Source organism: Lysinibacillus sp. 10T31, assembly GCF_056394365.1.
Genome location: NZ_JBFTHS010000047.1, coordinates 23956 through 36273, shown reverse-complemented (window position 1 = coordinate 36273; position 12318 = coordinate 23956). Strand labels below are relative to the sequence as shown.

Below are 12318 nucleotides of genomic sequence, written 5' to 3'. Positions count from 1 at the left end.
TTCTGATATGGTAAGATGGGTATAGCTCATAACGATTCCTCCGTTTGAATGTTGGTGTGGTAACTACATTCTACACGAGGTCGTTATGGGCTTCCTTTATATTGATTTCTGAGTGTTGCACTTAATATTACAATCCGTCTTTAGAAAATAAACTACACCTTATGCATGTCCTATTTCATGTATAAGAACCGAAGTGGTATGCCAACTACATAAAAAAGAGTAAATGAAATAAAAAACACAGTCATCAACCCTTTCAACTAGGCCGAAATATTCTAGTTATTTTTGATATAAATCTATCTTTCTCAGCTTCTTGCTAAATATTCAAATCAGGGGCTTGTAAGGAATTATTTTGTAAAGTATTATTACACTATTTTGAATTGAACTTCGAGGGTTACATATGTTATATATTTTATATTTTATAGTCGGTGGCACTATTATGGTAATAGCATTACTGTTAAGCCAATCAAAATATTTATTTTTATCCGGCATCATTACGGCATTACCTATTCTGACGCTCATAAATATGGGTATGCAGATGAAAAATATGAAGGAGGATACCTTCCATAGCGTTTTACAAAGTACAGTGTTTGGGCTGTAGGTATGTTACTTTTTACAGTTCTCGCATTTTTATTAACAATCTGGTTTAAACCTAGCATTTCCGTAATTAGCTCTCTCGCAATTTATGCAGTTTTTATGTTATCAGGTAAATATATTATGTCGATGTTTACATAAAGCGAAGGGGCTGTCAGTAGACAGCCCCTTCCTAATTTTGTCGAAAAATCCCCAAATACTTAAAGAATTTTCACAAACACACCCTGTTGAAAAATAATCATATAAGCATTTCCCTACTCAAAATTCGAAAGTACAAAAACCCCACCACAATGCGAGATTGGATAAAATTCTAATTGACACAATCCTTTTAACAAGGAACTAATTTCCTCATGGACAAAGTAAAATTCATCATCATCCCAATAATCAATACTGTCTTGACGACATTTTTCAAGCTGTGCTCTTGTTTCAAACGCAATATCACCGATAAAAATTTTGCCTGTTGGTGTTAGTTGCTGTAATAATGCTGTCATGTATTGCACCTTCATTTCATCGGTAAAATGATGTAATGCATAGGTGCTAATAATGGCGTCATATTTTTGATGAAGGAGCTTCACTGGTAGCCCTTTTGACAAATCCCACTCCATCAAGTTCGCATCAGGCATTTTTTCTTTGGCGATTTCGATCATTTTCGAAGAAAAATCGAAACCATTGATAATATGGCCATTGTCATAAAGCTTTGCCGTTAATACCCCTGTGCCAAATCCAATGTCTAATACAGTTGATTTTGGAATAGACATGACCTCGTTAAAAATCGTATTTAATACTTCTTTATATCCTGCAAATGGATATTGATTACTTTCTTCACTTAGCTGGACCGTTTTATCGTAACCATCAGCCCATAAATTAAATCCTTGTTGATTTAGTAGCATAAAAGTCCTCCTATATTTTCAATCGATTACGAGTTCGGAAGTTTTTGTTTGACTGATATGTGTATTAAAGAATTCGAGTATTTTCTCATAAACGAATATTTCATTCGCCTTTTTCGTGAATCCATGTCCCTCATCCTCTAGCACAACATATCCCACTTCTCGCCCCTTTTCCTTCAAAGCAGCAACGATTTGGTCAGACTCCTTTTGCACAACACGTGGATCGTTCTCCCCTTGAATTACTAACATAGGTTTCGTCATACCATCCAAATACGTAATTGGTGAATCGGCTATTAATCTTTCTTTATCCTTCTCTGGATCTCCTATCCATTGCTTCATATATGGCGCCCAAAAATCCGGAACAGACTCAATAAATGAAAATAAATTACTTGGACCAAAAATATCGACAACCGCTTTAAAGTAATCTGCATGGCGACCATGCAATAGCAGTGCCATATAGCCGCCATAGCTGCCACCTAAAAGCAGCATTTTATCACGATCCGCATAGCCCTTCTTAATAAGCCAATCAATCCCAGTAATATTATCAAGACGTGGGCCATGACCCCAATCGCCCTCAACCATTTTCTTAAAATCTAGACCGTAGTTCGATGAGCCTCTAAAGTTAGGTGCAAAAATAGAGTATCCCTGGTTAACAAAGAATTGGAACATCGGTCGAAATGATTTGCGTTCAAGTGCTTGTGGACCACCATGTGGCCATAAAATTACATATCCATTCGAATTTTCTTCCTTCGCCTTGAACAAGAGTGCCTCAATTTCTAAACCATCAAACGATGGATAACGTAGCACTTCGGGTTCCACCAAATCCTCATCTCGAATACCCGGTACTCTATAATGAGTTAACTCCAACCAGGAACTTCCCATTTCCTTTGAAACAAAAATATTATTTGGCTTTGTAGCCGATTTTCCAAGCAAGTATAAATGTCCGCTTGGCATAATAACCATTTTCTCAATAATATCAACAGGTATTTCGATTTTTTCATTTTTTCCATCTGCCACTGTATAACGATAAAGTCGATCCTCGACACCATAGGAGCCAACAATATAAAGTGCATGCTCTACTTTCGAATAATAAATACTTGTAAAAATTTCTTTATCTAATTGAAGCAACTTTGTAAATTGTTTCGACTGAATATCAAATTTTGCTAAGTAGCTAAAATCTTCATCGTAGTCTGTTAAAAAATAAATTTCCATTTCAGAAGTATACACAAAATCGGAAACTGTATGCTGCTTATCCGTTAATGGCGTGAGCAATACTTCCTCATCATCAATTTGTACATATGCTAAGGAATGCGTATTACCAAACTGTTTAATATAAACAAATGATTTTTCCTCTGGACTAACTGTAGCGATAAAAGTAGGTGCAATACTTCCCTCTATAAGTATCTTTTCCTCTCCACTCTCAATGTCATAAACAAAACTATTTAAATATGTCGAATTTCCAGCTGTAGTTGCGTAATAAAGATGTCTACCATCCTCAGTCAAATGTCCGTAGAAATGACGCTCTCCCTCTTTATAGCGAATTGGAACTAGGCTTCCTCCCTCAGGGGGAATTGCATAAATTTGACTATTTTCATCACCATCTTTATCAAATCCAGCTAAAAGGAATTCACCTGTTTTCGAATATTTAATAAAATCCGAAGTTTGATTATTAAAAGTCATTTGATATGGGAATTTTTTCTCTAAATCCATTCCCCATAGATTAAAATATCCATTAAAATTCGTACTTAATACCATCTGCTTTTCATCAGGACTAATCGCAAAATCACTTACAGTTAAATTTTTCAAAAAATGCTTTGTGTTCATCTTTTCAAATTGAATCATAGACGTTCCTCTTTTCTTAAAAAATTTTCTCTGGCAACAGTACTTTTTAAAAAGATATCCATCCCTTTACCTGTGATAACGTCTTCGTGACCTACATCCTTGAGGCCAAATAGGCTTATCGGACGCCCCCAGGAAAGCACTCAGCAGGAAAGTAAAACATCCCCACTCAAGGGTCGGTATCCCAATAAATACAATTATACCATTTATTTTAATATAAATATCTGAATATTTTAACTTCATACATTCCCTAAAAAATGTTATAATAAAAATAGTTTTCTTTTCAAGGAGGAATCGAAATGGACGCATTCTTTTGTAATGCTTGCTCTAGACCAAACACTCTACAGGTCAAAGAGGTCTAGAAAAGTTAACCCAAATAACATAATTGAATGATCTCTTTAGGCCATAAATCTTTATAAAAAGCCTACTATACAGGAGTGAATTCATATGGAAAACCAAACAATTCAGCCGTTTTTAACGGTCGCAAATTATCATTTACTAGAGCAGCAAATGAATAAAATCATACACACACTTGCAACGACAAAGGATAAAAACGTTATCCTAGCCGTACAAGGTATTGTTGAAAGCGAAATTACAGCGAAATTAGCGCTGTCCACTGCGGAAGCTCAGCTAATTGAACAACTTTTTAATGTGGCAAATCGTGCACAGGGTGATGCCTATTTAGAGCAATTAAAACCGTACGTCATCCCATTCAAAGCTGTAACTGCAAGCTCACTGAAGAGCCTATTTAAAAAGGAAAAAAAGCTCAAGCTACCGAACCTAGAAGAAATGGATTTTCAGCAGATTTGTTATTTAGCTTGGGATGATCCTGGTACACATCGAAAATATGTCTTATTGGAACAAGATGAAAAGCTAAAAGCGATTAAGGGAACTTACTCTAACAATACAATTAAAGGAATATGTGCACTATGTAACCGCCATTCTGATGTTGGCCTATTTACTACGTCTGTAAAAGGGCAAGTCGTTGGAACGTTCACGAATTATAGTAATTACATTTGCGCAGATAGCCAAACATGCAATCGACATGTAACGGATATAGAAAAAACAACAGCGTTTTTCGAACGTATCACTCGATAAAAAGAAGCCTTCTCCATTATGGGGAAGGCATTTTAGATAGTTTTTACAAATTAATACTGAAGCTGATTTTGATCCACTTTTATAATCGACGATGCAATGATGACAAAGCCATGCATTAAAACAAAATCAAAGCATAACTTTCATATCGCCATAATGGAATACCATGGAAGGATCAGCAACAGCAAGGCCAGGATTCGTTGGACTGGAAAGCCCTGATCCCCCAACCACTTCAATTTCAAGTTTTCCACGTAATGGGCGTTCTCCTACTAAATAATCGCCTGTAGATTTAACATGGAGGATTCCATTTACAATAGCACTGATATCAAATTCCAATCGCGTACAACTTCTAGGAGGTATAACAGCTAATGGAAGGCCTTCAAGAAAAGGTCTTTCATTCTCATTCGTTATAAAAGGAAGTGTTATCCCTTCCATTGAAAGCTGTAAAGAAGGACAATATTCAATCACAACATCAGCTTCTAGTGGTTTGCTTGTTGGGTTTTTAATTAGAATCACAAGTCTATTATTAGGCTGTCCAACCACAGCATCCAATGGAACAAGAAATGGTCCTGTAGTAATCGTATACTTTCTAGTTTGAGTTGTTGATGTTTGATTTGACAAAGATTCACCTCCTAATAAAAAATATTACTTTCTGTATATCTTATTAAAATAAAAAAATAATTGTATAGACGGTTGTAGAAAGAATTCCAATTTATTTTGTAGTGGCAGGAAGCTATCTTCTCAAATTTATTTACTATTGAAAACAATATAATTTATATAAACAAAACTATTAAAAAAATTGCGTACTCGTATCTTATTAAATTTTAATAGATGGAATCGAAAAGAAATGCGAAATGTTTTTTGCCATCTCCCATTAGAATGGCGGAGCAGATGTTGAGGTGGTTAAGTTTTCTAATATTAAAAATACTATTTCGACATATACGAGGTATAATCTCGAAATAAAAAAGCCCAGGCTCAAAATAATTGAGTACCTGGACTTTGCTATTAATTGCTGCGTTGTGCAATGATAATTTTTAGCCCTTCGAAATCTCCACTAGTCATAGTACCATTGTCGAATTTATCTAACCACGATTTATCAATCAACTTTTTGTCTACTGCTTGTTTAAGATATTCACGTACTGCTGCCTTTGGGGCATCATTAGTAAATTTCATCATATCATCATCCTGTTCTGTTTGTGGTGTTTGTTCATTTAATCCATTGAGTATATCTTGCTTAAATTGAGCTTCTGAAATGCCCATACTCAAAAAATAAGAATATGGATCTCTATGTGTTGTACCGCCTAAATTATCAGTAATCCAGCGGTGTGACTTGATGCCATTACCAATACCGTCTAATACAACAGGGATGCCAGCATCTGTAGCAAGCTTTCGCAAAAGCCAAATGTACGATGCATAATCTTTTTTAAACTGCTCTTTGTCATTTGTTCGCGCCAGCTCTACTTGAGCATAGCTAAGTGGATTACCTTTAGGGCCACAACCGTATTGCACATTATTGACTGGTGCGACTTGTACAATGCGACCTCCACCACCCACCCAATGAGATGTAAATGCATTTGCTTTATTAAGATTCATATATGTTATTTCATTTTCTAACGCGTCTGGGCCATAATTGTTCTCGTTACTAGATTCATGGGCAATTACATATTTAATTGCCGTTAATGCTATATTCGGTAAACCTGACATTAAACGTTGTTCGATAGTATAAGTCATCTCACATCACCCTTTGTTTGTCATATTTTATAGCTTGTTTGCTATCATTAGTCGGGTCAACTACCACTTTGATAGCAAGTGCAGTATAAATTACTCTGTTATTTGCTCATTATAAATTGTTGTGTCGTAGCTGAATAAAGGGCAAATCTGTTGAACTATTAGCAGCTATAGCGCAAATACTGCCACTAAATTGCACAAATGCAACCTAAAATATTACTAATGGCGCCAAAAAGCAATGCATTTTTCAATTCTTCATAGAACACCTTCTTTCACCAATATAAGAGCTCTCCATACATATCTACGAAGAAATAAAAAATAACGCTAAGCTTTCGCCAGCGTTTTTTCTTAATTTTCTATATTTTTTATTCATCAATCTCAGCATATTGGTAGAATGAACGATTAATTAAAACTTCGTCACTTACCAATACAAATGCTTCAAAAACTAATGAATTTGGGGCACTCACTTTTTTCTCTACCTTAATGACGCGTAAGAATAATAACCCAACAAATCAGTATAAACGTTGATATATCTATGTGTTTTTAAACACAAAAAAACACTCGCATTTTAAGCGAGTGTTTCGTGATTTTTAGGATAACCACTTCGGCGGTGTGTTTTTCTCCCAATAAATATCCCCTAAATTATTGTGTGCCATAAAATCATCTTCTGCACTGTGGTAGTGGAAGTTGTAGTAATAGCCATCCTGTGGTCTTTTTTCTGTACGGACATGAAAGCGAATTAAATCCTTACCTGATTCATTGTTAGTAATATTAAAAATTTTTTCGCCATAGTTACCACTTGGTTTTTCTGAAATTGTTAACGATGCTACTGACGTATCATCTAAGCCTGCTACTGTCATCGCAATAGCTTCCTCCATTTTCGGGAAAATAATGGAGTCAAACTCATTGCTAATTTTTGGGCCGATTTTTGTGCCGAACTTTATGTAGGATTGCTCTTTCGCCGCATCAACGAGCAATGCACTATAGTCGACCGGCTCTTCTTGTATTTCTGTCTCTATCGGAAGTGCAGCCGCTTCTGCAGTGCTTGTCCCAGCTGTTGGTCCGATAGAAGCGCGATTTGATGGATTTTGATCAAATGCTTCCCATATCTCATGTGTTGGCGTAATTAATCCAAAAGTTAAAAACGCAACCATAATGACGATACTTTTTTGAACCCATTTCTTCATTAATTAACACCTTCTCTTTATGTACAAATTGGTAATTCTATTACTTATATATACGCATAAGTCTATAAAAGGTTTCATATTTCTATAATTCATTGTACAATATTTATGTATAAAGTAAAAACTTCACATACTGTGAAAACGTTTGTATGACCATCGTCCTGTTGCCCCAAACTAATCGGGCATTTACTGGCAGTATGGGTGATAAATGTGTCGTTTTTTAAAAGGAGGTACAAAACATGGAAATAGCAATGAGTATTGGTCTTTTATTAATGTTAGGTTACTTATCATCTTTATGCTTCACGGACTAATTTAGTCAAAATGCATACTTAACACAATTCATCTGTATAATGCTGTGTTATCAAGGCTTTGCTATTATTTCAATTTTTTTTAATGCTATATTGTGTAAAATAATGCTTCAAATTGTGGCTAGTTGAGGCTCTGTTAGGAGTCAGCTCTGGGGCTAATTGAGGCAAATAAATATGCGGCGTGTGTACAGGAATGTGTGAGTAAGAAAGATTGGAGCTAATATTGGCTTCAATCTTTTTTCATTATTACCCATTCATTGTAAAGAATCCTTTAAGGTTCTTCAAGCGTTGAATATTTGCCTTTTCCTATAAAAAATCAAACCAATTATTGAATGAAGTAAAAGTATAATACTAGAAGTTAAAAAGAATAACGTTAAAGCTGTCCTTTCTCCCAAGTGATTACCAAGTTGTTGCGCATGTCGAGCACACACTAAAAGACTGTAGAGTAAATTTCTACAGTCTGGAACGCTTCTATCTAATCTTGCTTTATAAGTATTCAAGTACCATTCTTGCTACTAAAGTACGCGGCAAAATTGTTAAAATACCACTCTCTTTTCTAACAAACTGCCTATGCTCCTCATTGTATCCCATACAATCTAAAATAATTAGATCCACTCGGTAATCTTTAAGATAACGAGCGGCTTCTTCAAAGTTGCCATAATCATAAGGGGAGGCAACAGCAACTGTAATATCATCCGAAACATCTTTCCACTTTTTCAGCACGCTTCTCCTCTGTTCTTCTAGCGGGATAATTAACCCTATTTTCGGTTGATCTGCCAATGAACTAACTGCTTGTGTTACGATTCTACTTGGATAAAAAATGGGCTTTTCACATGTTAAAGTCGGCAAATCTTCTGTGCATAATACGATGACTATATCAACCTCTTGCTCCAACTTTGCTAATTCAGTTTGTAATAAAGGTAGCAGATTTCTTTTGCTCATTATTATCGATCTGCCATCACGTAATCGCGAAACACATATATTCTTTTCTTTTCTTGCAATAACTGTTAGTAATTGTGCTTCGTTTATGGAATCCAATGCTCCTCTTTCCACAATTTCAATATCTTTATTAAATATTTCTTTAAATGTTGGTGTAATGTCTGAACGGGGCGATTGTCCGATAGTCAATAAACCGACTTTATTCATTCATAATCACCCCTACTCTTGGATGATCAAACACATCTAACATCAATAATATCTGCTTTAACACCATATCTATCCCTCCTCAATTTTTCCCTTTAATTTATAATCGACAGCTTTTAGCAGTATCATTTCTGTGAAAAAGTACGAATATTCAGAAATATATGAATTCACAAGGCTATTTTTTCCGCTTAAATCAAACCTTCCAATTCAATACATGTCACTTACTAATATCTAAACATCACATATTAGCAAACGGAACTGCTTTTGAACACGTGTTACCAACGAACATGACCAATGGCAGCGATTTGGTTTTCAACACTCACAATGGTCTGCAAATAATTATAAGCATCTTTAAGTTTAAATATTAATAAACATTGTTACATAAGTTCAAATATATTGATATATTCATTTGAGTAAATAGTAAAAAGGAACCACATCAAATGCGACCACTGGGGAATCATTACATAAAAAAAGAGTAGACAAAGTCGGTCTACTGTTAGATGGCTCTTCTATATGTATTATCCGTCGCTACGGCTTTTCTTTCCGTAAATTGGACAAGGGGCAGCCTCGCGCTCTTGCGAAGCCACCCCTTTAGTATTTAATAGGTAACATTTTCGTAAATTGTAAAGTCTCAACCCAATCATCTGGGGAATAATATTATATTGAAACGTATATATTTCATCACCGCGGTAAAATTCCACTGTGTGCTTTCTAACTTAAGCAACGCAAACCCAACCTTCTTTTGCGTCCTTGCAGCCCTATAGCATGCGCCAGTGTGAATAAGTATCTTCAAAAACAAAAAGCAGAATTCCAGATTACGTAAATATGCCACCTAAAATAGCACGTTTCATATTATACTACAGAGTTTTTAAAAAGTAAACAATTCATTCTAAGTTTCCATGGTAACAGCTGATAATTCAATATAATGCTACGTAGCTAGATGAAAAAATCCATAAAAATTTGAAGCTTGAAGATGCCAAGAATGGTGACTTCATTCACATTGATGATGAAATGATGTACACGAAAATTAATCATTATATAAATTCCCGTTTTTATCATAAAAATAAAATGTTGCAGGAAAAGTATTTTCTACATTTTTTGGTAGTTTAAATGCTTTTACAAATGTTTTTGCAATTGATGACGTGTCTATTTCAGTTTCAAAGTCTTTGAATGGTGATAAGACTTTTATCTTCGATATATTTTTATCCAGATTATTTACAAATATAACGCCATACCTCCCTTTATTAGTACTGTAGTCTCTATAAGTGACACTAAGGTTTGTATTTGTATTTAGGTAGATGAATTTAAGATGATGATTCCACCCTTCTTGAAATTCGGCATGACCAAATTGCCCCTCTTCAAACTCTAATTGAGCCACCCATATATTAGTATTTTCTATTTGTTCAAAATTTAATAGCTCTACTTTACTTTTGTCAAACTCTTCTAGAAAAGTTTTTACAGATTCTTCTGATGGTTTTATATTGTATTCATCATAATAATTCCAACCGTATATCGAAAATATTAAAACCGCTAAAACAATTAACAATAAAGATGTTAATATTGTCTTTCTCATAATAAACTCCTTTTTTTTGAAAATATAGCATCTTGCATTCTTTTCAATTTATATTAGGTTAAAATAGAGTGGGTTATTTTTTGATATAAATCAAATGCTAACCTGATAGTGAAAATCCTCATTAATTGGGCCATTTAAACTTATTCTACGATAATAGTAAATGCACTAATACAACTGTAATTTCAGTAGATCTAATAAAGCGAGAGAAAAAACCAAAGCCATCATTCTCCACTGTTCCACGTTACCATATTTTGAATTTATAGTAAAAAATAGAGGCCTATTCAAAATGAACAAGCCCCTTAAAAACAATTAATATTTACTTCAGTCAACATCCAGAACACCATAATGAAACTTCGCAGTTGATCTTGTTAATTGTCTAAATTGATATTTGGCAAACCATTCTGACCGGAAATGAGCCTTTAACACTACCCGTTTTCTCGCCACTCGTTTCGCCTCACATACCCATTCATCCGTTAATGTCACATGTTCCCCAGCTAAGCGTAATGCTTCAAAATTATTGGCTTCTTCAATAATCTCTTCAAACATCGGATCCATATATACGACATCAAAAGTATTGTCCGGCAAAGTCTTCAAATAACTAAACGCCTCAGCCTGCACCACTTCAATATGGCGCATACATGCAGTTAATGGTAGCTCTGTCGTATCGTAGGATTGCATACCCTGCTCAACAATAAATGCCACATTCGGATTTGCCTCGAGCCCAACGACTCGCCCCGCTTCGCCGACTGTATAAGCCGCCAGCATAGCGTCCGCTGCAAGTCCTAATGTACAATCCAGCACCGAGTCGCCTTTTTCAAGCTGCGCCGCTTCTAAAAACGGCTCCGCTTCCCCACGAGCAACACGCTTTAAGCGAAACGCTGCTGAATTCGGATGGAAGAAAAACGGCTCACTTGCACCAAAAGCATAATACTCAAAACGATTCTTCCCAGCAACGATCACATGCACATGCAATTCCTGTGAAATCTTCCGAACAGAACGCTTTTTTCTTGGCACAAACGAAGCATTTAATTGTTCACACGCAAAAGCAGCGAGCGCCAACGATAAATCGTCTGGTCTGCCCGCTGTCGTAACAATAGTCTTTACTTCTCGCATGTTTGCTCTAAAACACCTGTTAAATGTGTAACGATTTGCTCCACTGGGAACCCTTCAATTTGTTCACTTGGAATAAAGTATGCCAATTGCCCATCCTTTAAAATCGCCATCGACGGTGAACTTGGTGGCACATCCTCAAAAAAGCTACGCATCGCTACAGTCGCTTCAGGATCCTGACCCGCAAAAACAGTCACAAGATTATCTGGCTTAACTGCCTCCACTGCCTCACGAGCAGCCGGACGCGCCAATCCAGCCGCACAACCACAAACCGAGTTAATCACAACCAACGAAGTCCCCTTCGCCCCTGCCATAAACTCATTCACCGCATCAGCCGTCGTAAGCTCCGTAAATCCAGCCTCCACTAACTCCTCGCGCATCGGCTTCACTACCTGTTTCATATATTCATCGTAAGCGTTCATGCTTTTACCCTCTTTCATATGTATTCGCAAAGGTTATTATAGCAAGGTTTTACTCGAATGTACAAAGACTTGCCTTTTGCCTGATTTCATGGGTTTTCGGGAGAAATGTGACTTTTTCGTGATTTTGGTGACTTTTTTGTGTAACGGAGATTCGTTTGATTGATGCTCGTCACACACCTGAAAAATGGATTTTAATCTGTACTAACAATTTAGCAGTTACTAATTTATAGGTATTAATTAAAGTTGTCTGTTTTTCAATTATTTCTAGATCAAGTCACTAAAATACTAACTTTCGTTATCCCACAGGCTTGTAATAGTCGTTATGAATAACTATATTAAATTTTTTTGCGAACGTTTATATTTCGGAAATATTATATACTTAACATAAAGATTCCATTAAAATGAAATATATACATAAATTTATCAAGGAGTTAATGT

The 12318-nt window shown here is 35.7% G+C and carries 10 protein-coding genes; 1 reads left to right on the top strand and 9 read right to left on the bottom strand.

Features of this window, described 5'->3' with window-relative positions; genetic code table 11:
• Nucleotides 1-845: 845 nt before the first annotated feature.
• Nucleotides 846-1481, bottom strand: a complete 636-nt coding sequence (locus AC1DCY_RS21625; RefSeq protein ID WP_477353458.1) for a class I SAM-dependent methyltransferase — start codon at nucleotides 1479-1481, stop codon at nucleotides 846-848.
• Between the two features lie 18 nt (nucleotides 1482-1499).
• Nucleotides 1500-3320, bottom strand: coding sequence for a S9 family peptidase (locus tag AC1DCY_RS21620; protein WP_477353457.1), 1821 nt, complete (start codon nucleotides 3318-3320; stop codon nucleotides 1500-1502).
• Nucleotides 3321-3764: 444 nt separating this feature from the next.
• Between AC1DCY_RS21620 and AC1DCY_RS21615 the strand changes: the two genes are divergently transcribed.
• Nucleotides 3765-4415 (top strand): FusB/FusC family EF-G-binding protein, encoded by a 651-nt coding sequence (locus tag AC1DCY_RS21615; RefSeq protein ID WP_477353456.1) that lies wholly within the window; start codon nucleotides 3765-3767, stop codon nucleotides 4413-4415.
• 126 nt (nucleotides 4416-4541) lie between these two features.
• On the opposite strand, the gene AC1DCY_RS21610 is transcribed toward AC1DCY_RS21615, so the two are convergent.
• From AC1DCY_RS21610 to AC1DCY_RS21580, 7 genes are all read right to left on the bottom strand, one after another.
• The gene (locus AC1DCY_RS21610; protein WP_477353455.1) at nucleotides 4542-5033 is read right to left on the bottom strand and encodes a hypothetical protein; all 492 of its coding nucleotides are present in this window, start codon (nucleotides 5031-5033) and stop codon (nucleotides 4542-4544) included.
• A gap of 384 nt (nucleotides 5034-5417) precedes the next feature.
• Nucleotides 5418-6143 (bottom strand): peptidoglycan recognition protein family protein, encoded by a 726-nt coding sequence (locus AC1DCY_RS21605; protein ID WP_477353454.1) that lies wholly within the window; start codon nucleotides 6141-6143, stop codon nucleotides 5418-5420.
• A 587-nt stretch (nucleotides 6144-6730) separates the two neighbouring features.
• Nucleotides 6731-7327 (bottom strand): YpjP family protein, encoded by a 597-nt coding sequence (locus tag AC1DCY_RS21600; protein ID WP_477353453.1) that lies wholly within the window; start codon nucleotides 7325-7327, stop codon nucleotides 6731-6733.
• A gap of 791 nt (nucleotides 7328-8118) precedes the next feature.
• Nucleotides 8119-8778 carry an AroM family protein gene (locus AC1DCY_RS21595; protein WP_477353452.1) on the bottom strand — a complete coding sequence of 220 codons (660 nt, stop codon included), beginning with the start codon at nucleotides 8776-8778 and terminating at the stop codon, nucleotides 8119-8121.
• 1024 nt (nucleotides 8779-9802) lie between these two features.
• Nucleotides 9803-10348 carry a hypothetical protein gene (locus tag AC1DCY_RS21590; RefSeq protein WP_477353451.1) on the bottom strand — a complete coding sequence of 182 codons (546 nt, stop codon included), beginning with the start codon at nucleotides 10346-10348 and terminating at the stop codon, nucleotides 9803-9805.
• A 321-nt stretch (nucleotides 10349-10669) separates the two neighbouring features.
• On the bottom strand, nucleotides 10670-11461 hold the full coding sequence (locus tag AC1DCY_RS21585) for a class I SAM-dependent methyltransferase (RefSeq protein WP_477353450.1): 792 nt from the start codon (nucleotides 11459-11461) through the stop codon (nucleotides 10670-10672).
• Nucleotides 11449-11880 (bottom strand): BrxA/BrxB family bacilliredoxin, encoded by a 432-nt coding sequence (locus AC1DCY_RS21580; RefSeq protein WP_477353449.1) that lies wholly within the window; start codon nucleotides 11878-11880, stop codon nucleotides 11449-11451. Before AC1DCY_RS21580 ends, AC1DCY_RS21585 begins: the two co-directional genes overlap by 13 nt.
• Nucleotides 11881-12318 lie beyond the last annotated feature (438 nt).

Bases quoted from the DNA above. Each gene is read 5' to 3' on its own strand.
- AC1DCY_RS21615 (WP_477353456.1), top strand. From the start codon at position 3,765: ATGGAAAACCAAACAATTCAGCCGTTTTTAACGGTCGCAAATTATCAT.
- AC1DCY_RS21600 (WP_477353453.1), bottom strand. From the start codon at position 7,327: ATGAAGAAATGGGTTCAAAAAAGTATCGTCATTATGGTTGCGTTTTTA.
- AC1DCY_RS21595 (WP_477353452.1), bottom strand. From the start codon at position 8,778: ATGAATAAAGTCGGTTTATTGACTATCGGACAATCGCCCCGTTCAGAC.
- AC1DCY_RS21625 (WP_477353458.1), bottom strand. From the start codon at position 1,481: ATGCTACTAAATCAACAAGGATTTAATTTATGGGCTGATGGTTACGAT.
- AC1DCY_RS21620 (WP_477353457.1), bottom strand. From the start codon at position 3,320: ATGATTCAATTTGAAAAGATGAACACAAAGCATTTTTTGAAAAATTTA.
- AC1DCY_RS21590 (WP_477353451.1), bottom strand. From the start codon at position 10,348: ATGAGAAAGACAATATTAACATCTTTATTGTTAATTGTTTTAGCGGTT.
- AC1DCY_RS21580 (WP_477353449.1), bottom strand. From the start codon at position 11,880: ATGAACGCTTACGATGAATATATGAAACAGGTAGTGAAGCCGATGCGC.
- AC1DCY_RS21605 (WP_477353454.1), bottom strand. From the start codon at position 6,143: ATGACTTATACTATCGAACAACGTTTAATGTCAGGTTTACCGAATATA.
- AC1DCY_RS21585 (WP_477353450.1), bottom strand. From the start codon at position 11,461: ATGCGAGAAGTAAAGACTATTGTTACGACAGCGGGCAGACCAGACGAT.